The organism is Streptomyces sp. NPDC052052 (assembly GCF_040680455.1).
Classification (GTDB): Bacteria; Actinomycetota; Actinomycetes; order Streptomycetales; family Streptomycetaceae; genus Streptomyces.
Window position 1 is genome coordinate 40,384 of the sequence record NZ_JBFAWU010000031.1, and the last position, 26,472, is coordinate 66,855.

Annotated in this window: 19 protein-coding genes; 2 read left to right on the plus strand and 17 right to left on the minus strand. The window is 71.0% G+C overall.

The features are described from left to right. Nucleotides 1–114: 114 nt before the first annotated feature. Nucleotides 115–522 carry a hypothetical protein gene (locus AB0L71_RS29585; protein WP_365248643.1) on the plus strand — a complete coding sequence of 136 codons (408 nt, stop codon included), beginning with the start codon at nucleotides 115–117 and terminating at the stop codon, nucleotides 520–522. A gap of 148 nt (nucleotides 523–670) precedes the next feature. On the opposite strand, the gene mycP is transcribed toward AB0L71_RS29585, so the two are convergent. From mycP to AB0L71_RS29630, 9 genes are all read right to left on the minus strand, one after another. Continuing rightward, nucleotides 671–2,068, minus strand: a complete 1,398-nt coding sequence (mycP, locus tag AB0L71_RS29590; protein WP_365248646.1) for a type VII secretion-associated serine protease mycosin — start codon at nucleotides 2,066–2,068, stop codon at nucleotides 671–673. A gap of 29 nt (nucleotides 2,069–2,097) precedes the next feature. Further along, nucleotides 2,098–3,546, minus strand: coding sequence for a hypothetical protein (locus tag AB0L71_RS29595; protein ID WP_365248649.1), 1,449 nt, complete (start codon nucleotides 3,544–3,546; stop codon nucleotides 2,098–2,100). A gap of 63 nt (nucleotides 3,547–3,609) precedes the next feature. Next, on the minus strand, nucleotides 3,610–4,152 hold the full coding sequence (locus AB0L71_RS29600; RefSeq protein WP_365248652.1) for a hypothetical protein: 543 nt from the start codon (nucleotides 4,150–4,152) through the stop codon (nucleotides 3,610–3,612). Between the two features lie 133 nt (nucleotides 4,153–4,285). Continuing rightward, nucleotides 4,286–6,622, minus strand: a complete 2,337-nt coding sequence (locus AB0L71_RS29605) for a molybdopterin cofactor-binding domain-containing protein (protein ID WP_365248655.1) — start codon at nucleotides 6,620–6,622, stop codon at nucleotides 4,286–4,288. Further along, nucleotides 6,619–8,688 (minus strand): 2Fe-2S iron-sulfur cluster-binding protein, encoded by a 2,070-nt coding sequence (locus AB0L71_RS29610; protein WP_365248658.1) that lies wholly within the window; start codon nucleotides 8,686–8,688, stop codon nucleotides 6,619–6,621. The genes AB0L71_RS29605 and AB0L71_RS29610 overlap by 4 nt, the downstream gene beginning before the upstream one ends. After that, nucleotides 8,685–9,581, minus strand: coding sequence for an FAD binding domain-containing protein (locus AB0L71_RS29615; protein WP_365248661.1), 897 nt, complete (start codon nucleotides 9,579–9,581; stop codon nucleotides 8,685–8,687). The genes AB0L71_RS29610 and AB0L71_RS29615 overlap by 4 nt, the downstream gene beginning before the upstream one ends. 435 nt (nucleotides 9,582–10,016) lie before the next feature. Further along, nucleotides 10,017–11,660, minus strand: coding sequence for a beta-N-acetylhexosaminidase (locus tag AB0L71_RS29620; protein WP_365248664.1), 1,644 nt, complete (start codon nucleotides 11,658–11,660; stop codon nucleotides 10,017–10,019). 478 nt (nucleotides 11,661–12,138) lie between these two features. Continuing rightward, nucleotides 12,139–12,426, minus strand: a complete 288-nt coding sequence (locus AB0L71_RS29625; protein WP_365248666.1) for a DUF3039 domain-containing protein — start codon at nucleotides 12,424–12,426, stop codon at nucleotides 12,139–12,141. A 30-nt stretch (nucleotides 12,427–12,456) separates the two neighbouring features. After that, nucleotides 12,457–13,056, minus strand: a complete 600-nt coding sequence (locus AB0L71_RS29630; protein WP_365248669.1) for a YqgE/AlgH family protein — start codon at nucleotides 13,054–13,056, stop codon at nucleotides 12,457–12,459. 276 nt (nucleotides 13,057–13,332) lie between these two features. Here AB0L71_RS29630 and murA point away from each other — a divergent pair, with 276 nt between their 5' ends. Continuing rightward, nucleotides 13,333–14,673, plus strand: a complete 1,341-nt coding sequence (gene murA / locus AB0L71_RS29635) for a UDP-N-acetylglucosamine 1-carboxyvinyltransferase (protein WP_365248672.1) — start codon at nucleotides 13,333–13,335, stop codon at nucleotides 14,671–14,673. Between the two features lie 205 nt (nucleotides 14,674–14,878). Here murA and AB0L71_RS29640 read toward each other — a convergent pair whose 3' ends face one another. The 8 genes from AB0L71_RS29640 to AB0L71_RS29675 form a co-directional block, all read right to left on the minus strand. After that, nucleotides 14,879–15,160 (minus strand): HU family DNA-binding protein, encoded by a 282-nt coding sequence (locus tag AB0L71_RS29640; RefSeq protein ID WP_003968811.1) that lies wholly within the window; start codon nucleotides 15,158–15,160, stop codon nucleotides 14,879–14,881. A gap of 312 nt (nucleotides 15,161–15,472) precedes the next feature. After that, nucleotides 15,473–16,906, minus strand: a complete 1,434-nt coding sequence (locus AB0L71_RS29645) for an NAD-dependent malic enzyme (protein ID WP_365248675.1) — start codon at nucleotides 16,904–16,906, stop codon at nucleotides 15,473–15,475. 503 nt (nucleotides 16,907–17,409) lie between these two features. Continuing rightward, nucleotides 17,410–19,797: a UvrD-helicase domain-containing protein gene (locus tag AB0L71_RS29650; RefSeq protein WP_365248678.1), complete on the minus strand. Its 2,388-nt coding sequence runs from the start codon at nucleotides 19,795–19,797 to the stop codon at nucleotides 17,410–17,412. 132 nt (nucleotides 19,798–19,929) lie between these two features. After that, nucleotides 19,930–20,625 (minus strand): CGNR zinc finger domain-containing protein, encoded by a 696-nt coding sequence (locus tag AB0L71_RS29655; RefSeq protein ID WP_365248681.1) that lies wholly within the window; start codon nucleotides 20,623–20,625, stop codon nucleotides 19,930–19,932. Nucleotides 20,626–20,815: 190 nt separating this feature from the next. Further along, complete coding sequence (locus AB0L71_RS29660; protein WP_365248684.1) at nucleotides 20,816–21,973, minus strand: uroporphyrinogen-III synthase; 1,158 nt, start codon at nucleotides 21,971–21,973, stop codon at nucleotides 20,816–20,818. Nucleotides 21,974–22,218: 245 nt separating this feature from the next. Next, a complete protein-coding gene (locus tag AB0L71_RS29665; protein ID WP_365248687.1) occupies nucleotides 22,219–23,466 on the minus strand; it encodes an acyltransferase in 1,248 nt (415 codons plus the stop codon). 92 nt (nucleotides 23,467–23,558) lie between these two features. Beyond that, on the minus strand, nucleotides 23,559–25,748 hold the full coding sequence (locus AB0L71_RS29670) for a glycosyltransferase (RefSeq protein WP_365248690.1): 2,190 nt from the start codon (nucleotides 25,746–25,748) through the stop codon (nucleotides 23,559–23,561). Next, nucleotides 25,745–26,428 (minus strand): hypothetical protein, encoded by a 684-nt coding sequence (locus AB0L71_RS29675; protein WP_365248693.1) that lies wholly within the window; start codon nucleotides 26,426–26,428, stop codon nucleotides 25,745–25,747. Before AB0L71_RS29675 ends, AB0L71_RS29670 begins: the two co-directional genes overlap by 4 nt. Nucleotides 26,429–26,472: the final 44 nt, after the last annotated feature.

Consider the following 26,472-nt stretch of genomic DNA (forward strand, 5'->3'; position numbering starts at 1 on the left):
GTACCTGCGACGGCTCCTCACTCGTCCCCACAGTCACCACCACCTCACCACAGTCTGCCGATGTGAACCGCGTCCTCCTGGTGACGCTACGCATCCATCGGAATGCTTGAAGTCATGACGAGCAAGAAACTCCCCGAATGGGTGCCCACGGCCGGTCTCCAACTCCACCTGACCGGCATCTACTTCGACGCCATCCGGCTCCGCGGCGTACGGGGTGAGGCGGTCCTGCACCACCTCAAGACCCTCACCGAAGGCGAACCGGGCCCGGTCGTACGGGAGATCGCGGGCGGCCGGTGGATGTACTTCCTGGTCCCGCCCGGTTCGAGCAAGGAGTACGACTGGCCCCCGGGCGCCCGGTGCTTCGGGCTGGCTGCCCGGGACCAGTACGTGGGCATCCCCGCCCCCGACGGCAACACGTACCCGCTGAGCTGGCGGTACGGGGCGCCGCGGGAAGGGGAGTTCGTGGACGTGGAGCTGTTGTACGGGCTGGTGATGGCGCAGTTGGTGCCGGAGGAGGGGTGAGAGCCGGCGCCTCAGCGCGTTGTCGGCATCACGTCCGCCTGGTCGCTGTCGTCATCGGAGCGTTGTTGCGGGCCAGGTGAACGGCCGAACGAATGCAGTGGGGCGCGAAAGTCACCGGGCGACGCGCACGCGGAATCGAGCGCGCGCTTCAGTTCGGCTTCTCTTCGTAGGGAGCCTGGCCGTAGGGCGCGTTGGGCCCGGGGGGAGCGGTCGGCGGGGGTGCGTAGGCCGAGTGCATGGGCTGGGGCTGCTGGTACGGGTTGGGGTGCGGGAGCTGGTACGCGCCCTCGGGTGGGCCGGCTGCGGCGGCCTTACGGCGACGGGAGCGGGTGGCCAGGGCGGCGGCCACTGCGCCGACGAGCACGACCACACCGATCCCGATACCGACCCAGAGACCCGTGTTACTGCTGCCGTCGTCGGAGACGGCAGCTCCTGCGACCGACTTGTCGTCCTTCGAACCCTCCCTCGCCTTGGAGGGCTCGGCGGAGGCGGAAGGACTGGGACTCTCGGCCGCCGCCAGGTCGGGCAGCGGGTACACATCGGCCGGACCGGGATCGCCCGGCGTCGTCAGGGCGATACGGGGGCGGACAGAGCCGTAGCCCACGTAGTCATTGCGCTTGACGCCGCTGGTCGGGCCCCCTGCCGTGTTCAGCATGACGCGGAGGACCTGGTTGTTGGTCCAGTCGGGGTGCTTGGACCAGATCAGGGCGGCGGAGGCGGAGGCGATGGCGGTGGCGTCGCTGGTTCCATGAGACCTGCAGAGGCCTCCCTTGCCTCCGCATGCATGGACCATGTCCTCTCCCGGAGCCGAGAGGTCTACTTGAGCGCCGTACTGAGATTCTTCAGTCTTCTTGCCATCTTTACCGAGCGCGCCAACCCCAACAACACCAGGAGTAGCAGCTGGATACTCCGACTCGTTTTGCGCATTGCCAGAATTTCCAACCGCAGCGAAAATAAGAGCCCCCTTTTCAAGGGCATATTTCACCGCATCTTCCAGATCCTGCGAGCCAGTCGAGTCCCCCTGGGAAATGTTAATCACTTTGGCGCCGTTGTCCACCGCAAAGCGGATTCCCGCAGAAACATCCTCACTGAAATTCACACTACCCGTAGCACCGTTAACTTTTCCGGTATCGTCCCTCAATCGGACAGGTAGGATCTTGGCTCCAGGAGCGAGCCCGAAGGCGCCGTCCCCTCCTCCCGACTTGCCGGTACCCGCGATCAGGCCAGCCATCGCCGTTCCGTGAGTGTCGTAGTCGACTTGCTCATCACCAGGGGATTCAGGCGCCAGGTCCAGCCCTTTGAGCACCTGTCCGACGAGATCGGGATTTGAGGCATTCACTCCGGTGTCGATGACTGCAACTGTCACGTTCTCACCAGTGCTCACCTTCCACATCTGTTCAGCCTTCATAGCGTCCAGATGCCACTGATCCGATCGGACAGAATCCGCAGTCGCAGGAATTGCTCCAACCAGCAGCAGCCCCAGCGCGGTGGACACCACAGTTGCGCAGCGAGTGGCCCCCGCCAGACGGGTGCTCCTGGTATGCATTCAGATACCTTTCAGTGAGTTCTTACCGTTCAGTCGATGACTGGGGGCACCACAGATCGCCCGTTCTGCCAGGTTTCCTCATCTTCTATGAGGTAATTCGGCCTCTCTTCGCTCTCATCGCGTCGGCCATCGCGCTGACGCTGCAGGGCATTGCCCGACCGCCCTGCCAGACCGCCGGCACCCGTGCCCTCAGCCGCACGCACCAGACCGGTACCGCCCGGGGTGAAGACCCTGGCACTCGTACGTCCAGGCTGGTTGGGGCGGCCGCCGACAACTCCGCCTGTCTCACCTGCCAGACGCCGACCACCGGCGATGCCGTTCCGGGCGCCACCGATGCCGCCCGTACCCGTGCCATGCGCCATTGATCCACGACCGGACTGGGTTCCCTCACCACCGATGACGGTGCCACGGGGAAGGCCACCCGTCGGCCGACCGGAGACCTGCGGAGCAGGGCGGCCACCAACGATGCCGCTTCCGCCTGAGGGCCGACTTGTCGGCCCAGTGGTCGGACTCACCCGGCCCGGAGAGTTTGCCGGCGGCCGTACTCCCATCGGGGTCTTACCGGTGCTGGTCGTCACAGGCGCTGAGACGGTGCTGACGACGGGCGGAAAACCGCTGGGGAGGGAAGAAGTGCCACGGTCGACCGTTCCTCCAGTAGGCAGACCTGGGGAAGTCACCGACGGTGCCGCTGGAGTCTCTGGCAGCACAGCAACGCTGTCTATGTCCATGCCCACGGGGCGCTGCACCGTGTGAGCCGCCGATGGCGGCGCGCTCGTCGTCCCGGCATGGACGGTCTGAACGGCCTTTGTGCCTCCCGCCTCAGGACCGCGTACAAACGTGGTGGTATCGCTCGCGTTGCCTCCTGTGGTGCTGGAGGTCTCGGCCTGTCGGCGGTATTCCGCGCTTCCGCCCGCCTTGCTTCCGTCGTCCTCCGGCGCGATGACCTCCGGCACAGCCGGAAACACCGGCTTCTCCAGACCCTCGATCTGCGTCGACGAGAAGCTGTACGTCTGAGCCAGCTTCTGCATCTGCGCAGCCGCCTCTTCGCGGTTCCTCTCGCTCGTCGCGAGCAGCGTCTCCGCGGACTTCTTCGCCACCGCCGACGCGTCAGGATCGTTTCGCGCGGCAAGCGCCGCGTCCAGATTCGCCTGTGCGCCCGCCTCCGTACGAGGGATCGACACCTGCGCCGCGGCAACCGCGTTCGACGCCTCGCCCAGCCACTTCGAGGCGCCCTCGCTGTAATCACCCAGCCGCAGCGTCGCGTTGGCCAGATCCGCACTCCAGGTACGGAAGGCGTCGGCTCCTTCACCCTTCCATTCCACCCACTGCGGGCGGACCTTGAGTTCCTCAGCGATCTTGCGGATCTCCGACGCGGCGCTCTTCAGGCGATCAGCGGCCCCTTGGATCTCACCGCTGTTGGCCTGGTCCAGCCACGCCAGCATCTCCTCGTGGGTCTTCTTGTCGAAATCCGTGCCCATGACGCCGCCTCTCTCCCCGTCCTCGTCCCAGTCCTTCGCATGCGGAGAACAACTCCACCGGCATCAATAGGCACTGGTACCGGACGTGTCCCCCGAACCCTCCGGTGTCGCCGGAGGCTTGTGCTCGTTCTTCGCCACAGCGTCCGCCTCGGCCTGGTCGGCCCGGTGGTGGGTCTCCGTGCTGTGCTTGATCGCGAGCATGCGCTGACGGACGTCCAAGTCGACGGACTCGTAACCCTTGTGGGACCCGAGGACCGCGATACTCATGCCCTCGATGGAGTCCGAGAGCAGCTGGGACAGCCCCTCCAACTCCTTGATGACGGTGGAGTACGACGTGTACAGGCCGTCCGCCTCCGACCACTCCCCCTTGCCGCCGCCGAACCGCTCGCGTCCCATGGTGTCCTGGCCGACCTTTCTCGGGCCGGCCGGCGACGCCTTGAGGTCCCGCAGGATCTCCTCGACGCGTTCGCGGAACTTGGTGAACGACGACAGTTCGGTGACCAGTTCGCCCACCGCGTGCTGGGCCACCGCGCCGATGGCGCCCAGCCCGCCCAGGACAGCCAGTGGATACGCCGAGGACTCCGCCCCCGGATCTTCCTGCCCCACAGCAACCTCCCCCGTTCAGCGACAGCCGACTGATGCTTCGGCTCCAGCTTCGGGGTTCACCTTAGCCAGCAGCGGTGGCCGTGCGCACCTCCGGGTCGCGGCCGCAATCCGGAGCACACCGTCCCTACAGGGCTCAGGACTTGGGCACCGCCACCGCTGTCTGGGGACGGATGGGGAGGCGGTTGACCGGGCGGCCGGTGGCTGCTCGTACTGCGGCGGCCACCGCCGCCGGGGAGGTCACCACCGGGACCGCCGAGACGGGTTTGGCTCCGAAGGGGGCCACCACGTCGCGTTCTTCGATGAGTTCGACGATGCGGATGTCCGGCGCGTCCAGGGCGGTCGGGAGCGCGTAGCCGGCGAAGTCGGGGTGGCGGATCAGGCCTCGGGCGGTGCGGAGGTTCTCGGTGAGGGCGGCGCCGATGCCCTGGGTGACGCCCGCCTCGATACGTGCCGCCAGCTGGGCGGGGTTGAGGACCCTGCCGACGTCCTGGGCGACCGCCATCTCCACGACCCGTACGGAGCCGAGTTCGATGTCGACGTCCACCACCGCGCGGACCGCGCAGAAGGCGAGGCCGACGAAGGCGTCGCCCTGGCCGTACTCGTCCAGGGGTTCGGTCGGGTGGGGGCGGCACTGGGCGGTGGCCCAGAGTTCCTTGCCGTCCATCGCTTCCGTGACCGTCGTGGACAGCACCCCGTCGTACGAGGTGATCTTCCCGTCGGCGATCTGCAGCAGCTCCGTGGACATGCCGAACTGGTGGGCCAGGGGCTGGAGAAGCTGGGTGCGGACCATCTTGGCGGCGCGTTCCACCGCTCCCGCCGAGACCCAGGTGTGACGGCCGTGCGTGGCCGGGCCCGCCGGGGGCTGGTCGGTGTCGACGGAGGCCACGTGGACCTCCTCGACGCCCAGGGTCTCCTGGACCACCTGGCGGGCCAGGGTCGAGAAGCCCTGGCCGGTCTCGACCGCGGCACAGATGACCGTGGCGACGCCGTCGTGGACCCGGACCGTGGCCGTGGAGACCTCGTCGGTCCCCTCCGCCCCGAGCATGTGGACCATGCCCAGGGCGTAGCCGACGCCCCGGCGCACCGCGCCCGGTTCGCCCGCACCCTCCGGGCCGCCCGGGAGCAGCCAGTCGTCCTCCGGGGTGTCCTTGGGGAGAACGGGGAGGGGGAAGTCCCGCACCGCCTGCAGGAGTTCGGCCACCGGTGCCGGGCAGGTCACCGTCTGGCCGGTGGGGAGGATGTCCCCGGTGGACAGGGCGTTGCGCAGGCGCAGTTCGGCCGGGTCGATGCCCAACTTGGCGGCCAGTTTGTCCATCTGGCCCTCGTACGCCGCACAGACCTGCATCGCGCCCTCGCCGCGCACATGGCCCGACGGCGGGTTGTTCGTGCGGACCGCCCAGCCCTCGATGAAGGCGTGCGGGACGACATAGGGGCCGCAGGCGAAGGCGACCGCGGCGGCCAGGGATTCGGACGAGGCGTCGGCGTACGCGCCCGCGTCGAGCAGGATCTGTGCCTCGACCTTCACCAGCCGGCCCTCGGCGTCCGCGTGGTGGCGGTAGCGCAGCAGCGTCGGGTGACGGTGGGCGTGGCCGAGGAAGGACTCCTCGCGGGTGGCGGTCAGCTTGACCGGGCAGCCGGTGCGCAACGCCAGCAGCCCCAGGGGGAGTTGGAAGCCGGGGTCCTCGCGGTCACCGGTCGCGCCGGGGACACCGGTGACAACGATCTTCACCCGATCCGGTTCGAGGCCGAAGCAGGCGGCGGCGAGGTCGCGGTCGGTGTGCGGGTCGGTGGAGGCGGTGTAGATCTCCACGCCGCCGTCGGGGCGGGGCACGGCGAGTCCGGCCTCGGCGCCGATCGGGGCCGGGTCCTGACGGCCGATGCGATAGAGGCCGTCGACGACGATCTCGCCGGTGACGTCCGGGTCGCCGTAGCGCAGCGGGATGTGGCGGATCAGATTGCCGTCGGGGTGCAGCGGTTCGGCGGCGAAGGCCTTCTCCGGGTCGGTGACCGGTTCGAGGACCTCGTACTCGACGGCGATGGCCGCGGCGGCGAGCCGGGCCGTGTCGGGGTGGTCGGCGGCGACCGCGGCGATCGGCTCGCCGTGGTGGCGTACCAGGCCGGAGGCGAAGACCGGGCGGTCGACGATCCTGCGCCCGTACGCGTTCTCGCCCGGGACGTCCTCGTGCGTGACGACGGCCCGTACGCCCGGCATCTCGAAGGCGCCCGAGGTGTCGATCGACAGGATGCGGGCGTGCGGGTGCGGGGAGCGGAGGACGGCGGCCCACAGCAGGCCTTCGGCCCAGAGGTCGGCGGCGTACGGGAAGGTGCCCTCGGTCTTGGCGCGGGTGTCGGCGGCCGGGAGGGAGACGCCGAGGCCGAGTACGCGCGGCTCGGTGCCGGGCCCGTCGACCGGTGGGGCGGTGATCCGTGTGCTGGTCGCGTTGGCAGCGGTGGCTGCGTCGTTGCTCACGCCATGCCTCCGTCCTGCGGATACGGCTGAACGCTACCGGCGCCGGGTGCCGCCTGGCGCGGGATGCGGGCCTCGTCGGGCTCCGGGGACGGGGAGCCCGACGAAGTGGGATCGGTGAGTGTCTCGCGGCCTGCGATGACCTCGCTCACGGCGTCGAGGACGCCCCGGTATCCGGAGCAGCGGCAGAGGTTGCCGCAGAGCGCCTGACGGGTCTCCAGTTCGCTGGGGGCGTGGTTGCCCTCCAGCAGGTCGTGGATGGTCATCGCCATACCGGGGATGCAGAAGCCGCACTGGACGGCTCCGCAGTCGGAGAGTGCGCGCTGGACGTCGGACGGCTCGCCGTCCACGGCCAGACCCTCGACGGTACGGACCTCGCTGCCGGCCGCGGTCGCCGCCGGGACCATGCAGGAGGCCACCAGACGGCCGTCCACCTGGACGTTGCAGGCACCGCACTCGCCCTGCGAGCAGCCGTCCTTGGCCCCGGCAAGGCCAAGGCGCTCGCGGAGCACGTAGAGGAGCGACTCACCGATCCAGGCGTCGGCGACCGGCCGGTCCACGCCGTTCACCCGCAGGACGTAGGAGGCGGCGGGGTGTTCGCTCGGGACGGCGAGGGACGGGGGTGCGAGCGGGGTGTCCGGGGCCGGGGCGGTCTCGGGGGCCGGGGCCGGCGTGGGGTCCGGGGCCGGCGTGGGGTCCGCCTCGGGGACAAGGGAGTCCGGGGCCGGGTCGGCATCCGGGACCGGGTCGGCCGCCGGGGCTGCCGGCTCGGGCTCGGGCTCGGGCTCTGCCGGATGTTCGGCCGCCGGGGCGGTCTCGGGGGCCGGGGCGGTCTCGGGGGCCGGGGCCGGCGTGAGGTCCGCCTCGGGAACGTCGGGAACGAGGGCCTCCGTCACGACGGATACAGGGCCGGCCTCGGCGACCGGCTCCGGTGCCGTCTCGGGGGCGTGGGACCGCAGGGTGTCCTCGTAGGGCGCGGCAGGGACCGCGGAGGGCGCCGGAGGGTCCGTCACGAGGGGCGTCGGCACGTCCGTTGCGGAAGAACGCGCGGACGCCGCCTCGGGGGCCGTGTCGACGTACGGGTCGGAGGGCGCCCCGGAGGCCTCGCCCACGGGTGGGGCCTCGGCTCCTGACGCGTGCTCGGGCTCTATGTCCCTACCGGGTGCCGGCTGCTCCACCGGGGGTTCGGTCCCGCCGTCCGCGACCGGCTGGGCCGCCCACGGAGCGGGCGCACCACCAGGCAGCGTGGCCGGAGGGTTCTGGTCCACGTACCACGGGGAGGCGAGAGCCGACGCCGCGAACTCTCCGGACTCCTCCGGCAGATCACCGTCGGCGACCGGAATCGTCCACTGTCCGGTGGGGGCGCCATGGCCACCCTCGTCGAAGCGCCCGCCCTCGTCGGCCTGCCCGCCCTCGTCGACGTGACCGCTCGGGCCGGTCGGCGCGATGTGGTCGAAGTGGCCGCTCTGGTCGGCCGGAGGCACGTGGGAGGACCGACCGTCGAGGCCGACCGGAGCGCCGTGGTCCACCGGAGCACCGTGGTCCACCGGAGCACCGTGGTCCACCGAAGCGCCGTGGTCCACCGGAGCACCGTGGTCCACCGGAGCGTCGAGATCGACCGGAGCGCCGTGGTCGGCGTGGCTGCTGAACTCGGTGGACTCCGTGAAGTTCCACTGGCCGGTCGCGGCCGACGTCTCCCGGTACGGCTGCTGGTAGTCGTACGCGTAGGGCGACTGCGGCTGCTGCTGGTTCGGGTCCGGCCAGTGCACCGCTTCGGGCGTCGGCCGGTCCGCTCCCGCGTCCTGCTCCTGACGGCCCTGCGTCCCCATGGCCCAGCCGCCCGAGGCCGACGGTTCGAACCCGGCCACGGGGGTCAGCGGCACGATCATCGGCGGCACGTAGCCCTGGCCGGGCGCGGCCAGGGGGATGTTCGCCAGGTCCTCCGGCGGCAGGTGGACGAAGGCCGTCGCGTCGACGTCGTACTCGCCGCCGTGCGGGGTCGGCTGCCAGCTCCCGTGCTGCGGCTGCTCCCGCTGCCCGTGCTGATCGTTGTGTTCCTCGTTGCTCACGCCAGTGCCCTCCCCAGCGCGCGTCGGGCCAGCGCGGCGACGGTCCGCCGCAGATGCAGAACCGCGGGGGGCAGCGGTGGTGCCTGGCCCCCGTCGGCGAGCGGTGCCTCGTCCGGGATGCAGGCCGCGGCGACGTACTCGCCGAAGGCCGCCAGCGCGTCGGGGGCCAGGCCCCGTTCGCCGTCCCAGTCGATCAGTGAGGCGATCCAGCGTTCGGCTTCCAGCGGCCGCAGCGGCATCGGGGCGATGGCGCCGACCGCGCAGCGCACCCCGCGCCGGACCGGGTCGAGGACGATCGCCACGGACGCGGTGGCACGGCCGGGGCCGGTGCGGCCGGTGGCCTTCAGGAAGACCTGGGGGGCGTGCAGCAGCGGTACCCGGACGAAGCCGATCAGTTCGGCGGGGCCGAGCATGTCGCGGCCGGCCAGCAGGTGGGAGACCGGGATCTCACGGCGGGCGCCGCCCGGGCCCGCGATGACGAGCTCCGCCTCCAGGGCGGCCAGCACCGGCAGGGTGTCACCGGTCGGGGCGGCGGTGGCGATGTTGCCGCCGAGCGTTCCGGCGTTACGGATCTGGGGCGGGCCCGCGGCGCGCGCGGACGCGGCCAGCGCGGGGATGAGGGCGGAGAAGTCGGGCCGCCCCATGCGTGCGTGGGTGAGCCCGGTGCCGAGGAGGGCGTGGCCGTCCTGGTAGTGCCAGCCGCGGAGCTCGCCGATCCGGCCGAGGCCGACCAGCCCCGAGGGGCGCAGCAGCCCCCTGTTGACGGCCGACATCAGGTCCGTGCCCCCGGCCACAGGAACGGCGGCGGGCATGGCTCCCAGAGCCGCCGCGGCCTCGTCTAGCGAGGCCGGCAGCATCACGGACTGCGTCGCCTGCGGTGCGTGCGTGGTCAACCCAGCTGCCCCTTCCCGGTGTCCCGGCTGTCCGGCTTGTATCGCCGTACGGTACGTGCTCAAAGCCTGGACGTAGCAACTCTGGCACATCTTCCGACCAGTCCGACGCGAGGGTCCGTGAAGGGCATATACGTCCCTGACCAGGGGGATGATCCTGGTTCACCCCGCTTGGGCGCAGAGGGCGAATTGCCGCTCTTGGGCGAGTCCTGGATGACTTATCCGTTCCCGTGGTCCGGTTCCAAGTCCCCGTTCCGGTCGTCGGGTTCCGGTCGTCAGGGTTCGCGGTTCTCCGTTCCGGCCGTCCGGCTCACGTCGTCCGGTTCCGGCGGGAACCCGTTGCGGCTTCGCCGTCTCCCGCGAGGCGCGTGCCGCAGGGGCGGCCGCCGGCCGCCGTCTCCCGCCGGAGTGGCGACCGGCCTCGGAATGCGGCCGGGATCACACGTTCGGGGGCGGTCCTTCGAGCGGGAACCCCGGGACGCCGGGGCGCCGCTGCCAGGGCAACGGGCCGGTCGGCGGACGGTAGTCGACACCGAGCGCGTCAAGTCGGGCGTAGTGCGTGGCCATGCGCCGTTCGAAGTCGGCGAAGTCCCGTTCGGCGGAGGCGGGCAGGGGGGACCAGGCGACCTCCGCGAACGCCGCGAGGCGCGGAAAGACCTGGTAGTCGAGGCGGGCCCGGTTCTGTATGACCTCGGTCCAGACATTGGCCTGGGTGCCGAGGATGTGACGGGCCGCCTCCTCGGTCAGGCCCGGAGGCACGGGCTCGAAGCGGTAGACGTCCTCCAGCGTGCGGACGTAACCGATCGGCATCGGTTCGTCGGGGCCGCCGTCCTGACGGTAGTCCAGGTACACCTGCTGGCTCGGGCACATCACCACGTCGTGGCCGGCCTCGGCGGCGGCGACGCCTCCCTCGTACCCGCGCCAGGACGACACCGCCGCGCCCTCCGCGAGGCCGCCTTCGAGGATTTCGTCCCAGCCGATGAGCCGGCGTCCGCGCGCGCTGAGCCAGGCGTCGAAGTGCCGGATGATCCAGGACTGCAGGGCGTCCTCGTCGGCCAGGCCGGATGCGGTGATGCGGGCCTGGGCCGCGGGCGACTGTCGCCACTGGTCCTTGCGGGCCTCGTCGCCGCCGATGTGGATGAACGGCGAGGTGGCGACGGGGAAGAGGGCGAGGACCTCTTCGAGAACGCCCTCGAAGAAGCGCAGGGTGTTGTCGGTGGGAGCGAGTACGTTCGGGTTGATGCCCCAGGTGTCCCAGACGGAGAGGGCGGCGGTGTCGACGACGTCGGTGTTGCCCAGTTCGGGGTAGGCGGCGATGGCGGCCTGCGAGTGGCCCGGGATGTCGATCTCGGGGACGACACGGATGTGCCGCGCTGCCGCGTAGGCGACGATCTCGCGGATGTCGTCCTGCGTGTAGTAGCCGCCGTGCGGGGTCTCGTCCCACAGTTCGGAGGCCCGGTGGCCGTGCTTGGTACGGGTCCGCCAGGAGCCGACCTCGGTCAGCCGCGGGTAGCGCTCGATCTCGATGCGCCAGCCCTGATCGTCGGTGAGGTGGAAGTGGAAGACGTTCAGCTTGTGCGCGGCGAGGAGGTCGAGGTAGCGCAGGACGTCGTCCTTGGGCAGGAAGTGCCGGGCCACGTCGAGCATCATGCCCCGCCAGGGGAAACGGGGACGGTCCTCGATGTGTGTGCCGGGAAGGACGGGCGGCCCGTCGGAGCCTACGGGTGCGCGGCGGAAGGCCTCGGGACCCAGCAGTTGACGGAAGGTCTGGGCGCCCCAGAAGACGCCTGCGGCACTTCCGCCGGTGATCTCGACGCTCCGGCCCGCTCCGGTGCTCAGCCGGTATCCCTCGGGCTCCAGAGCGGGGTCGATGCGCAGCCGGATGGTGTTCCCGGCGTCCTCGGGTCCCGGTGCGAGCGGCACGCCGAAGGCGGCGGCGAGCGTGGAGCGCAGCCAGCGCTCGGTGTTCTCGGTGCCGGGGGCCGCGGCCAGGGTGGTGGACGGATCCAGCCGGAAGCCGTCGCGCCCGCTGTCACCGGGGTCACCGACATGTACGGGTGCCGGAATCAGTTCCGTGTCCATGGAGCCAGTCCTTTGCCGCTCCACCGGGTCCCACGACCGGGCGGCGCTGTACGGGTACGGGGAAGACCGGCACGAGGACGGTCGTCGCGGTCGAGACTGCCATGTGCCCTCCCCGGTCGGCCGCAGGGGTCCGCGTGGAGGTCGGCCGGGCCCGGGACTTGACGGCTTCTCTCCCCAAGTGCGCGGAGCTGCCGGTGCGGTGGAGCCGCGCGCTCCGGCGAGGAGCGGCACCGGGGGGCTGACGCCCGGCCGACGCCCCCGGCCTGGGTTCCGGACCGCGAACTCCGCGTCCGCGCCGACGAGCCCGCTGCCCGTGACATGTCCGGCGTTCCCACCGCTCCGCGCCCCGGCAGAGCAGCGACCCGTGCACCGAGAAGGGCCCCGCGCACGGCAGAGGCCCTGGGGGATGCAGAAGGCCCCTGGGACGCGCATCCGCGCGCCCCGGGGCCTGGAGCATGGGTGGCCGAACGGCCCCGGACTACTTCTTGTCCTTGCCGCCCTTGTCCTTGCCGCCACCGGCGCCCATGGACTCGTAGATCTCCTTGCACATGGGGCAGACCGGGTACTTCTTCGGGTCGCGGCCCGGTACCCAGACCTTCCCGCACAGTGCGACCACGGGGGTGCCTTCCAGGGCACTCGCCATGATCTTGTCCTTCTGGACGTAATGGGCGAAGCGCTCGTGGTCGCCGTCGCCGTTCGACACCTGCGGCGTCGGTTCTACGAGGGTCCCCGTACCTGCCCCGCGCTCGGGCTCAAGAGTGCTCATAACAGCCAAGGGTACTGAAAGCCCGGAGCTTCAGTTCAGGGAAGGGTCGTCCGGATAGGTGGCGACCATCGCCAGTTCGCTGCGCTGGCGGCGCAGGACCGCTCGCCAGAGATTTTCGGGGCGCGGCGAGGAGACGTCCCCGGGCTCGGACTCGACGACGTACCAGGCCCCCTCCTTGAGTTCGGCCTCCAGTTGCCCCGGGCCCCAGCCCGCGTACCCCGCGAAGATCCGCAGCGAGCCGAGTGCCGCGGCCAGGAGTTCCGGCGGGGCCTCCAGGTCCACCAGGCCGATCGCTCCGTGCACCCGGCGGAAGCCGACCGGGTCACTCCGGTGCGAGCGGGGCCGGGAGCTCGGGGAAGGGTCCTCGTCGCCGGGGATGACGCCCACCCCGAGCGCCGAGTCGAGCGAGACCGGCCCACCTTGGAACACGACGTCGGGTTCGCCGGTCAGATCGGCCCAGGACGTGAGGACGTCGCCGACGCCGACCGGCGTCGGACGGTTGAGCACCACGCCCAGTGAGCCCTCCTCGTCGTGGTCGAGGAGCAGCACCACCGCCCGGTCGAAATTCGGGTCCGCGAGCGCGGGTGTGGCCACGAGCAGTCGCCCTGTGAGCGAGGACACCTCGGTCATGGCAGAAATGATCCCGCATCTTCGCTCCCCGCGGGGGCCGAGTGGGCCGCCCGGGCCCCGGGAAGGCCCGGAGTGCAGCTCAGGGCGCACGGACGCACAGGGAGCGCACATCCCGGAGGCTCTTGCGGACGGTAACCCTCCGCAAGAGCCGGGGAGCAGAGCGTGTTGTGACGGATTCATGACGTTCGCACACCCCCTGCTCTCTTACGGAACGGGGGTCAGGGGCTATTACCCTTTCGGTTGGCCCCTGACCGACCACTGCGGAACGCGAGATTCATGACCGGCACAGACGATGTCCTGCTTGTCCACGGCGGAACCCCGCTGGAGGGCGAGATCCGCGTCAGAGGCGCCAAGAACCTGGTGCCGAAGGCGATGGTCGCCGCGCTGCTCGGCAGCGGACCCAGCCGGCTGCGCAATGTGCCCGACATCCGGGACGTGCGGGTGGTGCGAGGGCTGCTGCAGTTGCACGGTGTGACGGTCCGCCCCGGTGACGAACCGGGCGAGCTGGTCCTGGACCCGACCCATGTCGAGAGTGCCAACGTCGCCGACATCGATGCCCACGCGGGTTCGTCGCGCATCCCGATCCTCTTCTGCGGACCGCTGCTGCACCGACTGGGCCATGCGTTCATCCCGGGACTCGGCGGCTGCGACATCGGCGGACGGCCCATCGACTTCCATTTCGACGTGCTCAGGCGGTTCGGCGCGACCATCGAGAAGCGTGCGGACGGCCAGTACCTGGAGGCCCCGCAGCGTCTGCGCGGCACGAAGATCCGGCTGCCGTACCCGTCGGTGGGCTCCACCGAGCAGGTGCTGCTGACGGCCGTGCTCGCGGAGGGCGTCACCGAGCTGTCCAACGCGGCCGTGGAGCCGGAGATCGAGGACCTCATCTGCGTCCTGCAGAAGATGGGCGCGATCATCTCGATGGACACCGACCGGACGATCCGGATCACCGGTGTCGACCGGCTGGACGGTTACACGCACCGGGCGATCCCGGACCGCCTCGAGGCGGCCTCCTGGGCGTCCGCGGCACTGGCCACCGAGGGCAACATCTACGTACGGGGCGCACAGCAGCGTTCCATGATGACGTTCCTGAACACCTTCCGCCGGGTCGGCGGCGCGTTCGAGGTCGACGACAAGGGCATCCGCTTCTGGCACCCGGGCGGCCCGCTGGACGCCATCGCCCTGGAGACCGACGTGCACCCCGGCTTCCAGACCGACTGGCAGCAGCCGCTGGTCGTGGCCCTGACGCAGGCCTCGGGCCTCTCCATCGTCCACGAGACGGTGTACGAGTCCCGGCTCGGCTTCACCTCCGCGCTCAATCAGATGGGCGCGCACATCCAGCTCTACCGGGAGTGCCTGGGCGGCTCCGACTGCCGCTTCGGGCAGCGCAACTTCCTGCACTCCGCGGTCGTGTCCGGACCGACGAAGCTCCAGGGCGCGGATCTGGTCATCCCGGACCTGCGCGGCGGGTTCTCGTACCTGATCGCCGCACTGGCGGCGCAGGGCACCTCCCGGGTGCACGGCATCGGTCTGATCAACCGCGGCTACGAGAACTTCATGGACAAGCTGGAGAAGCTCGGCGCGAAGGTGGAACTGCCGGGCGGGGCGCTGATCTGACACGGGCGGCCGACGGTCGCTGACGGGGGTCCGGGGCACTGCCCGGGGCCCCCGTTCGTGTTCTCCCCGGTCAAACCCCGAGGGGGCCGGGTTCACGCTGCCGCCCGGTGACACCGTCAGAGGCCCGGAACGGGCCCTTGAGGGCCTGAACAGCAAAGGGCGGTCACCCTGTACGGGTGATCCGCCCTTCGTCGCGCTTGGGGGCTTACTTGCCCTTGGCGGCTTCCTTGAGCTTGGAGCCCGCGGAGACCTTCACGCTGTAACCGGCCGGGATGTTGATGGGGTCGCCGGTCTGCGGGTTACGAGCGGTGCGAGCGGCACGGTGGGTGCGCTCGAAAGTCAGGAAGCCGGGGATGGTGACCTTCTCGTCGCCCTTGGCGACGATCTCACCGACGGTCTCGGCGAGCGCGGCCAGCACGGCGTCGGCGTCCTTGCGAGTCACCTCGGCGCGGTCGGCCAGGGCGGCCACCAGCTCACTGCGGTTCATTTTGTTACTCCCGTGTTCTTCTTGCCTGTGAGGCGTGAGATCGAAGCCGATGCTGCCAGGGCCCTCGGACAGTCCCCGGACCCGGGTCTGCCTTCAGACCCTCGCGCCCGATTACGCATCCTGCCCCCACCTGCGGCGGGAAAGCCAATCCGGCATCCTCCGGGGTCACACGAAAAGTACCCCTGCCTCGTCGTGGTGACCTTACGTCGACTGCCCGAAAGCGGTCCGCAGCGCATGCGGGGCTCCATGGACGCGCCGCCCGCCCACCCTAAAGGGGCGTTTGGGGTGCCGCGACACGCGACGCGCCGTAGCTCAGACCGACGTGGGGCCCGTCACAGCGCCTCCGGCGGCCTTCGCGGCATCCCGGACGGCGCCGGCGACCGCACCCGCGACCCGGTCGTTGAAGACCGACGGGATGATGTAGTTCGCGTTCACCTCGTCCTCGGCGACGACATCGGCGAGGGCGCGGGCGGCGGCGAGCATCATCTCCGTGTTGACCGTGCGGGACTGGGCGTCCAGCAGGCCGCGGAAGACGCCCGGGAAGACCAGCACGTTGTTGATCTGGTTCGGGAAGTCGGAACGGCCGGTGGCGACAACTGCCGCCGTCTGGCGAGCGATTGCCGGGTCGACCTCGGGGTCCGGGTTCGCAAGCGCGAACACGATCGCGTCGTCGGCCATGGCGGCGACATCGCTGCCGTCCAGCACGTTCGGAGCGGAGACGCCGATGAAGACGTCAGCGCCCACGACGGCCTGCTTGAGCGTGCCGGTGATGGACTCGGGGTTGGTGTTGTCGGCGATCCAGCGCAGCGGCGAGTCGGCCTCGGCGGAGACCAGGTCCTCACGGCCGGCGTGCACCACGCCGTGGATGTCGGCGACGACGGCGTGCTTGACGCCTGCGGCGATGAGGAGCTTCAGGATCGCTGTACCGGCCGCGCCGGCTCCGGACATGACGACCCGTACGTCCCCAATTCCCTTGCCCACCACGCGCAGTGCGTTGGTCAGTGCGGCCAGCACGACGATCGCGGTGCCGTGCTGGTCGTCGTGGAAGACGGGGATGTCGAGGGCCTCGCGCAGCCGTGCCTCGATCTCGAAGCAGCGGGGTGCGGAGATGTCCTCCAGGTTGATGCCCGCGAAGCCGGGGGCGATGGCCTTGACGATCTCGACGATGGCGTCGGAGTCCTGGGTGTCCAGGCAGATCGGCCAGGCGTCGATGCCGGCGAACCGCTTGAAGAGGGCCGCCTTGCCCTCCATCACCGGGAGGGCGGCCTTCGGGCCGATGTTGCCGAGACCGAGCACCGCGGACCCGTCCGTCACAACTGCGACGGAGTTGCGCTTGATCGTGAGGCGGCGGGCGTCCTCGGGGTTCTCGGCGATCGCCATGCAGACCCGGGCCACACCCGGGGTGTAGATCATCGAGAGGTCGTCACGGTTGCGGATGGGGTGCTTGGACGCCATCTCGATCTTGCCGCCGAGGTGCATCAGGAACGTACGGTCGGAGACCTTGCCGAGCACCACGCCCTCGATGCCGCGCAGCCCCTCGACGATCTCGTCGGCGTGCGCGGTGGAGGTGGCGGCGATGGTGACGTCGATCCGCAGCTTTTCGTGGCCGGAGGCCGTCACGTCGAGGCCGGTGACCGAACCGCCGGAGGACTCCACGGCCGTGGTCAGCTGGGAGACCGCGGTGCCGCTCGCGGGCACCTCCAGCCTGACCGTCATCGAGTACGAGACGCTGGGCGCCGTTGCCATGGCCGAGTCCTTCGCTTTCCCTAGCTTCGTTGCTACGTGGCCGCGGCATTCACCTCGGACACGCCCCCCGATCGTCGCACCTACTGGCTGGTATCCGGTAATGGGCGCCGCTTTTCGGAAGATATTTTCCACCACGCGAGACCCGGTTGCCCCAGTGGACCCGACCACGCCTCGCCGGCCAGGAAAAGAAGAAACAGGGGCGCGTCCGAGGAGGCGGGAAGCGGACATCCCCTGAACACGAACAGACCCGCGCCACCGGAAGGTGACGCGGGTCTGTCCTGTCGTCTGAACGGCACCGGCCCGCCATGCTCGCCTCGCGGCAAGTGGTCGCTCGAAGCGACGAAGGTTGGGCCCGGGGGCTTGGATCGAGCCGGTGCCGACACCAATCTAACAAAGACCTCGCGGAAGTGATTCCCGAAGGACGGGCGGGTTCCAGAATCCGTCCCCTGGGCCAGGAACCACGGCGGTCCCTGCCCCCGCGCCCCCGCCCCGCGGCAGGGCCCTCAGTCCCTCAGCAGATCCGGGACGCCGTGCTCGTCCGGCAGGTCCCGCTCCCCCGAGACGACGGTGAGCTGCTGCGTCGCACGCGTCAGCGCCACGTAGAGCACCCGCAGGCCGGCCGGGGACTCGTCCGCGATCTCCGCGGGCGAGACCACCACGGTGGCGTCGTACTCCAGGCCCTTCGCCTCCAGGCTGCCCAGCGCCACCACCCGGTCGCCGAGCTCGGCGAGCCACTTGCGGGCCTGCGCCCGGCGGTGCATCGCGACGACCACCCCCACCGTGCCGTCCACCTCGGCCAGCAGCCGCCGCGCCTCCGCACGCACCGAAGCGGCCAGATCGCCGCCCCGTACGGTCTCGAAGCGCGGCTCCACGCCGGTGGAACGGACCGCCGCCGGTGACTCCATTCCGGGCATCGCGAGCGCCAGGACCTTCGAGGCCAGTTCGGCGATCTCCGCCGGGTTGCGGTAGTTGACCGTGAGGGTGAAACGGCGGCGCGGCCGGGTGCCGAGCGCCTCGTCACGCGCGCGAGCGGCCTCGTCCGGATCGGACCAGGAGGACTGCGCCGGGTCCCCGACGATCGTCCAGGTGGCATGCCGGCCTCGACGGCCGACCATGCGCCACTGCATGGGCGTGAGGTCCTGCGCCTCGTCGACGATCACATGCGCGTACTCGGTACGCTCCGCGGCCAGCCGCTCGGCCCGCTCGCGCTGGCTCTCCTCGCGCTGCGGCATCAGCTCCTCCAGACCGGTGAGCTGGTCCAGCGGGTCGAGATCGCGCTTCTTCTTCGGCCGGGGCGGGGTGCCCAGCAGCGTCTGCAGCTCGTCGAGCATCGCCACGTCGTGCACGGAGAGCGGCCCGTTGCCCTCGCTGTCGAGCCGCTTCAGCGAGCGGGCCAGGCGGCGCACCTCGCCCTGGTTGAGGACCCGTCGTGACCAGCGGCCGAGCCGCTTCTCGTCGGCCATCGCGGCGAGCACCCCACGGGGGGTCAGCTCGGGCCACCACGCGCCCAGGAAGTCGAGGAAGGGCGTCTCGGTGGAGACGTCCTCGTCGAAGGAGGAACGCAGTTCGGCGGCGAGTTCGGGATCGGTGTAGCGGCCCCGACCGGAGGACTTGTTCCACAGGGCGTCCAGAAGCATCCTGCGGGCGCGCGGACGCAGCAGGTTGACCGGGGCGGTGCCGCCGAGCACGGACTGGCGGATGCGGTGCAGCTCGTCGGCCTCCAGCTCGATCCGTGCGCCGAACGCGACGACCCGCAACCGGGTCGGGGTGACCGGGGCGCCCTGGGACTCGCCGGACCCGTCGCCGAAGGACAGCTGGCCGCCCGGGGCCGCCGCCCGGTGGGGGGTGCCGGGCTGCTCCAGTGCGCCGCGGGCCGCCTTGCGCAGCACCTGGAGCATGCGGGAGGAGCCCTTGATCCGGGCGACAGCCGGCTCGTCGTAGGTGGTGGCGCCCTCGACGCCGGCCGCCTCGTCGGAGAGCGAGCCGACGGCCCGGATCGCGACCTGCCCCTCCTCGCCCAGCGAGGGCAGCACCCCTTCGGTGTACGCGACCAGGAGCGGGGTCGGCGAGACGACGAGGATGCCGCCCGCGTACCGCCGCCGGTCCTGGTAGAGGAGGTACGCGGCACGGTGCAGGGCGACGGCGGTCTTGCCGGTGCCGGGGCCGCCTGAGACCTCGGTGACGGACGCGGCGGGAGCGCGGATCACCAGGTCCTGTTCGGCCTGGATGGAGGAGACGATGTCGCGCATGGTGTGGCTGCGGGCCTGGCCGAGGGCGGCCATCAGCGCGCCGTCGCCGATCACCGGGAGCTTGTCGCCGTCCAGGTACGCGGTCAGTTCGGGACGCATCAGATCGTCCTCGACACCGAGGACCTTGCGACCCTTGGAGCGGATCACCCGGCGGCGCACCACCCGGCCCGGTTCCTTCGGCGTCGACCGGTAGAACGGTGCGGCGGCCGGTGCACGCCAGTCGATGACCAGCGGCGCGTAGTCGGCGTCGAGGACCCCGATCCGTCCGATGTGCAGCGTCTCCGCGATGTCGGCGGTGTTGTCCTCGCGTACGGCGTCGTCGGCCGGTTCGACGGAGGTGTACGCACCGTCCGGGCCGCGCTCGCCGTCCTTGCCGAGCAGCAGATCGATCCTCCCGAAGAGGAAGTCCTCGAATTCGCTGTTCAGCCGGTTCAGGTGGATTCCGGCCCGGAACACCTGGGCGTCCCGCTCGGCAAGCGCTCCGGGCGTACCCACCTGGCCGCGCTTGACGGCGTCGTTCATGAGAAATTCCGCCTCGTGGATCTTCTCTTCGAGGCGGTGGTACACACGGTCGAGATGTTCCTGCTCGACACCGATCTCCCGGTTCCGCAGCGAATCGACAGCGGCATCCTGCGCGGCCACCGAGGCCCCCTTCTGACGTGCATTGGGCAGCCGTCAACCTTAGGCGAAGCGGGCCCGCCGCGCACCTGCGGCATCTGTGGCACCTGTCGAAAGGTGCGCCGGTGCCCGGCCGGGCACCGGTCCCACCGCGATTCACGCAGCAGGGTTCCGCGATTCCCGAGGTGTCCCCGCCTCCGGGACCAGCCCGGTACGCCCGTCCGCGCTCGCGTCGCGGGCCGCGTCCGCTGCCGTGCCGGTGACCGATCCGGCGGCCGCCCTGCGCCGGTGCCGGGCCACCCGCTCCCGGTTCCCGCACCCCTCGCTGGAGCACCAGCGGCGTCGGCGCCCACGCGAGGTGTCCAGGTAGAGACGGCGGCAGTTGTCCGCCTCGCAGCGGCGCAGACCGGCGCGCGCCACCGGGTCGGTCAGGAGCTCCACGGCATCACGGGCCACGGCCGCCAGCAGCGCCCCGCACTCGGGATCGGCGCTCAGGGTACGCACCAGCGTGCCGCTCTCTGCCCGCACGGCCCGCAGCCCGGGAGGTGCGGCGGCGGCGAGCGCGTTGACCCGTGCCAGGGCGTTCTCGGCCGTGGGGCCGCCGAGTTCGGCCGTCAGCAGGGAGTCGACGCCGGTCCGTAACTGACGGAAGGCCACCACCCAGGATTCGTCGACCGCGCCGAGATGGGTGCCGCTCGGTACGAGTCCGGCGGCCACCAGCCAGTCGGCGAGCCGTTCGACACCGTCGAGCAGTTCGCAGGTGCCGAAGCCACCGTCCCCGGTGGCCACCAGGTCGAGGCAGGGACGGCCGGAGTCGAACCGCCAGTGGTACGCGCTCTTGCCTGCCGCCATGGGCACCTCACCGCTTCGGAGTGTCCGATCGGGTCTCCCCCAGAGTGCTCCTCCCGGGACCGACCGGGAACCCCTCCCGCCCCGCGCGTCGCGGGGCGCGGGGGCCGTCCCGGCTCCGGGCCAGGGATACGGCGGGACGGGGCCGTGTCTCCGCATCGATCCGGTGGAGGTCGCCGAGCGCCCCTTCACGTCATCCGGCGGCGTCCGCCGTTCGGTTCGAGCCGCGCTCCGCGGCCGGATCCACCGCCAGCCGGTAGCCACGCTTGACGACCGTCTGGATGAGGCGGGGCGTGCCCAGCGCCGTACGCAGCCTCGCCACGGCCGTCTCCACCGCGTGTTCGTCCGTGCCGCTGCCCGGTAGCGCACGCAGCAGGTCGGCGCGGGACACCACCCAGCCCGGCCTGCGGGCCAGGGTGTGCAGCAGGGCCATTCCGGCGGGCGACACCGGGCACGGTGCGCCGTCGACGGTCACGGCGTGACCGCGGATCTCCAACCGGTGCCCGGAGATCGGCAACACGACCGCTCTGGACGGAAGTTCTTCGCACAGCAGCTGGACGAGCGGGGAGAGCCGGAAGCGCTCCGGCTGGACGGTGCCGATCCCGCGGGCCTGGAGCGGCAGGGCGGTGACCGGTCCGACGCAGGCCACCAGGACGTCGTCCCGCAGGGCGCCCAGCAGCTCCGGGAGCAGCCCGCGCTTCTCGGCCCGGCCGAGGAACGAGGCGGCGGCCGGAGCGCTGGTGAAGGCGAGCGCGTCCAGGCCACGGGCCAGGGTGGTGTCGATCAGCTGGTCGAGCGGGGTGATGTCCTCGGGATCCACCCAGCGGTAGACGGGTACGGGGACGACCTCGGCGCCCGCGGCCCGGAGCGACTCGACGAAGCCGGGGAGGGGTTCGCCGTGGAGCTGGACGGCGATGCGTCGGCCCTGCACGCCCTCGGCCAGGAGCCGGTCCAGCACCTCGGCCATGGATTCGGAGGAGGGTGACCATGTCTCGGTCAGTCCGGCGGCGCGGACGGCGCCCTTGACCTTGGGGCCGCGGGCCAGCAGGTCGGTACCGCGCAGGGTCTCCAGCAGCTGGTCGCCGAGACCCCAGCCACCGGCGGCCTCGATCCAGCCCCGGAGCCCGACCGCGGTGGTGGTGACCACGGCGTCGGGGACGGAGTCGATGATCTCCCGTGTGGCGGCGAGGAGTTCGCCGTCGTCGGCGAGCGGCACGATCCGCAGGGCGGGCGCGTGCAGGACGGCGGCGCCCCGTCTCCGCAACAGGGTGCCGAACTCGTCCGCACGGCGTGCGGCGGTCACCCCGACCGTGAAACCCGCGAGGGGTCCCTGCTGTACGTCGTCGTGCATAGGGTCTACCGGCTCTCGTCCCGCTGCTGCCCGATGAATCCGAGGACCGAGCCTGCCAACGAAGCATGACGGCCTTGGTTCACCCGTATTTCCCGCCCGTTACACCGCCCGGCCATCCCGCCCCTCTCGTCACCCGATGCCCGGTGGCCGTCGTCAGCTCTCCGCGTCGCCGGCCTGCCGCGCTCCGGCGGAGCGTGGCAGGCCGGCGACGGTATACCGCCCGGCCGGGGTGTCGGCACGGTCCGTCAGGGGCTGCGGGGCGCGGAGCCCGCCCCGGCGGCCCGGCCTCTCCTCCGTCCGCGCGCGCCGTCCGGCCACAGGCGCGGGCGGCGCTTGGCCGCGACGTCCTCGATCCAGCCGACTACCGGGATCGTCAGCGCCAGCAGGGGCCAGACCAGGAGCAGCATCAGTGCGGTGTACGAGGCTCCTATGTACATGCCGAAGCGGTCGCCGAGCACCGGGACGTTCCACAGCTGGTCGATGATCACCTCGGTGAACATGATCAGCAGGTTGTGCCAGAGGTAGATCGTCACGGCCCGGTTGTTGGCGAGGGTGATCGGTCCCTCCCACCGGGCCGCTCTGCCGGGCAGTCGCCGCCAGGACGGTGCGTACTGGAGCAGGATCGCGCAGAAGCCGAACGACCAGGTGGCCTGGGCGAGCGGGATCTCGTCGAGGTTCCAGCCCTCCTCGGTGAGGTGCCCCGAGGCCCACCAGAGTCCGAACGCCATGACGAACGCGGCGAGCGAGACCGCCAGATAGCGCGGCACCCGTTTCAGGAAGCCGTCGTGATGGGCGAAGCCGAGAATCCAGCAGGAGCCGAACACCGCGAAGTCGACCAGCACTTCGCCGGCCTCGCCGGGAACGGTGACGACCCCGGTGCCGATCACGGCGGTGAGCCCGATCGGGGCGAGCAGGGTCGGCCAGGGCATCCGGCGGAAGGCCTTCAGCAGAAGCGGGGAAGCGAGCACGAACCACAGATAGGCGCGGATGTACCAGAGCGGGCCCACGGCCTGTTCGGCCCAGGACAACTCCAGGAAACCGCCGGGCGATCCGTTCTTCTCGGGGTAGCCGGGAGTGCCGACCGGGAGGAGATAGCAGCCCAGCCTGAGGAACCACCAGATGCCCTCCTCCTTCACGGGCTTCCAGCCGAGCAGGAACATCACCGGGACGACGGCCGCGGCGAACGCCCACATCGGGGGCAGCAGTCGGCGGAGCCGGCCGCGGATCACGTCCCACGCCGGGCGGTTCAGCGAGCGTGCCATCAGCGAACCGGCCAGGGCGAACATGACGCCCATGGAGGGAAACACCACGGTCAGCCAGGCCCAGCCCAGGACGTGGAAGGTGACCACGCGCACCAGCGCGACGGAACGCAGCAGGTCGAGATACCGGTCCCGGCCGCCGGACCGCGTGGCGGCCGGTGGTGTCCCGGACTCGGCCGCCGACGGCGCGGACCGCGCGCGCACCGCCCGTTCCTGCACGGGCTGTTCCTGCACGGGCTGTTCCTGCACAGCCTGCCCTGGCACCGTCTTTCCTGGCACGGTCGGCCGTCCGTCCGTCGGCTGCGGGGAGTACGCGGGGCGCCGGCTCATGCGACGGGCTCGCGCTCGGTGTTCCGCCGCCGGCCCGCCACGACGCCCGGCTCTTCCACGACGCCGGTGCGGCGCAGCTTCTGCCAGCGCAGCCGGCCGCCGGTGAGTGCCGTGATCCAGGACTGGAGCAGCACCACGTACATGAGCTGCCGGTAGAGGACCTGCTGGAGGGGCAGCGAGATCAGATGCCTCATGGGTTCCCGGTCGAGCCGGAAGGCGTACGCGGCGCAGACCCCCTGGACCGCGAGGACGCCGAACCAGGCGAGGACGGTCTTCTGGGTGGGGCCGAAGACGAGCCCGTACAGCAGGAAGACGTCGATGAGCGGGGCGAGCAGCGGGGCGACGACCATGAACAGGGCGACCAGGGGCAGTCCGACGCGTCCGAAGCGCCCGGACGGGCCGCGTTCGACGACGGCACGGCGGTGTTTCCAGATCGCCTGCATGGTGCCGTACGACCACCGGTAGCGCTGCGACCAGAGTTGCTGCACGGACTCCGGGGCCTCGGTCCAGGCGCGGGCGTTCTCCGCGTAGACGACGTGCCAGCCGTCGCGGTGCAGGGCCATGGTGACGTCGGTGTCCTCGGCGAGGGTGTCCTCGCTCATACCGCCGATCCGGTCCAGTGCCTTCCGGCGAAAGGCACCGACCGCACCGGGGATGGTGGGCATGCAGCGCAGGACGTCGTACATCCGGCGGTCCAGGTTGAAGCCCATCACGTACTCGATGTGCTGCCAGGCGCCGATCAGCGAGTCGCGGTTGCCGACCTTGGCGTTCCCGGCGACGGCGCCGACGCGCGGGTCGGCGAAGGGCCGGACCAGTTCGCGGACGGTGCCGGGTTCGAAGACGGTGTCGCCGTCCATCATCACGACGATGTCGTGACGGGCGTGCGCGATGCCGTTGTTGAGGGCGGCGGGCTTTCCGGCGTTGCGCTGGCGGACGACGCGGACCTGGGGCAGCCGCATCGCCTCGACGAGGTCGGCGGTGCCGTCGGTGGAGCCGTCGTCGATCACGACGATCTCGACGGGGTGGTCGCTCGCCACCAGGGAACGCACGGTGTTGGTGATGCAGGCGCGTTCGTTGTACGCGGGCACGAGCACCGAGACCGGTCGGGTCGGCACCGGTCCGTCGGCGCGGCCCTTGCGGCGGGCCCTGCGGGCGTGGAGGTAGGACAGCAGCAGCATCAGGGCGAAGCGGACGAGGACCAGGACACCGATCACCGCGAGCCCGGCGGCCAGGACGTCCGTGAGCTGCTCCGAGAGGCCCACGGCCCAGACGAACGCCCGGCCCTGCCAGAGCACGCGTCCGGTGACCGGGGTGTGCGCGCTGGGGGCGCCGAGGGCTGTGGTGAGGTTGGTGAACTCGTAGCCCCGCTGCTGCATCCGCGGCAGGAACGCGTCGAGGGCGGCGACGGTCTGGGACCTGTTGCCGCCGGAGTCGTGCATCAGGACGATCGCGCCCTTGCCGCCCTCGGGGGTGGCGCGCTCGATGATCGCGGGGACGCCCGGACGCTTCCAGTCCTCACTGTCGGTGTCGTTGACCACGGTGAGGTAGCCGCGGCTGCCGACGTACCGCGTGACCGGCCAGGACTCGTTGTCCATGGCGTCGGCGAAGGAGGAGTAGGGCGGCCGGAACAGGGACGTACGGATGCCTGCCGCGCCCGCCAGCACCAGCTGGTTCTGGGAGAGTTCCCAGTCGATGCGGGAGCGGGACTGGTAGGAGAGGTCGGGGTGGTCGAAGGTGTGCAGCCCGACCTCGTGTCCCTCGTCGACCATGCGTCGGACGAGTTCCGGGTAGCGCGAGGCCATGGTTCCGGTCACGAAGAAGACGGCGTGCGCATGGTGCTTCCTGAGTGCGTCGAGCACCTTCGGGGTCCACTTCGGGTCCGGCCCGTCGTCGAAGGTGAGCACGATGCGGTGGTCGGGGACGGTCAGCGAACCGGCGGGCCCGGTGGTGCTCCGGGCGTCGATGACCGGGCCGCCGGCGAGGACCGACTCCGGTACCCGGTCGGTGGCTGCCGGGGGCCGGACCCGGTGGTCGGCCAGGATCTCGCTGTGCACGTAGCCGCGCAGCATCAACATGGCGAGCAGGGCAACGAGGAGCAGGGACGACAGCAGATGGCGCAGGGGTAAGACGCGCCTGCCTCTCCGCTTCCGGTCGTTGCGTCTGCCCCGCGGGGCAGCGGAGGTCATCTTTGGGCGCCTTCTTGTTCGTGCACGGGAGGTTGCGGGGATGCGGCCGGCGGCGTGGTGCCGTCCACGGGCGGGGTCGAGGCGCCTGCGGAGGGCGTCGCGGTGGTGTCGGCGGACGGTGCCGGGGTCGTGGGCGCCGCGCTGGGCGTCCTGCCGCCGCCGGTGGACGGCGTCGGGGGCGGTACGGCGGGCGCGGACGACACGGCGCTCCTGCTGGGGCCGGCCGGAGCGGAGACGGTGGTACGGCCCGCGGGGGTCGCGGTGCCCCCGGGGGTGGTGGGGCCGGTGGTGGTGGTTCGGCCGGCCACCGCCCTGTCGGGCAGGGGCTGCGCACCGGTGCTGCCCGTCGGCGCGGGCGACACCTGGACCACGTCCGCGTCCTTGTGTTTCTCCGGACCGGAGAGCGGCAGCCAGGGAGCGCTCGAACTGCCGCCGATCAGGGCGACGGTCAGGGTCACGCCATAACAGGCACAGACCGCGGCCAGGCCCCAGCCCAGACGCCTCAGCTTCTTGCCGCGCCGTCCGCTCTCGTCGACGAAGACGGGGCCGTCCGCGCCCTCCGAGGTGCTCGGCTGCACAGCCAGTTCGGAGAGCTGCCGGCCCAGGCCATCGCGCTGGACCGTGACTTCGTTCGGCTCATGTGTGTGCCCCGAACGGGCACCTTCATGCCAGGTTTTCACAGGTGTACGCACTTTCCGCATTCAAGGATCGAGGTGCGCACGAC

Excerpts from the sequence above, each read along its gene's own strand:
- AB0L71_RS29585 (WP_365248643.1), top strand. The coding sequence starts at position 115 with ATGACGAGCAAGAAACTCCCCGAATGGGTGCCCACGGCCGGTCTCCAA.
- mycP (WP_365248646.1), bottom strand. The coding sequence starts at position 2,068 with ATGCATACCAGGAGCACCCGTCTGGCGGGGGCCACTCGCTGCGCAACT.
- AB0L71_RS29595 (WP_365248649.1), bottom strand. The coding sequence starts at position 3,546 with ATGGGCACGGATTTCGACAAGAAGACCCACGAGGAGATGCTGGCGTGG.
- AB0L71_RS29620 (WP_365248664.1), bottom strand. The coding sequence starts at position 11,660 with ATGGACACGGAACTGATTCCGGCACCCGTACATGTCGGTGACCCCGGT.
- AB0L71_RS29625 (WP_365248666.1), bottom strand. The coding sequence starts at position 12,426 with ATGAGCACTCTTGAGCCCGAGCGCGGGGCAGGTACGGGGACCCTCGTA.
- AB0L71_RS29630 (WP_365248669.1), bottom strand. The coding sequence starts at position 13,056 with ATGACCGAGGTGTCCTCGCTCACAGGGCGACTGCTCGTGGCCACACCC.
- murA (WP_365248672.1), top strand. The coding sequence starts at position 13,333 with ATGACCGGCACAGACGATGTCCTGCTTGTCCACGGCGGAACCCCGCTG.
- AB0L71_RS29640 (WP_003968811.1), bottom strand. The coding sequence starts at position 15,160 with ATGAACCGCAGTGAGCTGGTGGCCGCCCTGGCCGACCGCGCCGAGGTG.
- AB0L71_RS29645 (WP_365248675.1), bottom strand. The coding sequence starts at position 16,906 with ATGGCAACGGCGCCCAGCGTCTCGTACTCGATGACGGTCAGGCTGGAG.
- AB0L71_RS29655 (WP_365248681.1), bottom strand. The coding sequence starts at position 20,625 with ATGGCGGCAGGCAAGAGCGCGTACCACTGGCGGTTCGACTCCGGCCGT.
- AB0L71_RS29660 (WP_365248684.1), bottom strand. The coding sequence starts at position 21,973 with ATGCACGACGACGTACAGCAGGGACCCCTCGCGGGTTTCACGGTCGGG.
- AB0L71_RS29670 (WP_365248690.1), bottom strand. The coding sequence starts at position 25,748 with ATGACCTCCGCTGCCCCGCGGGGCAGACGCAACGACCGGAAGCGGAGA.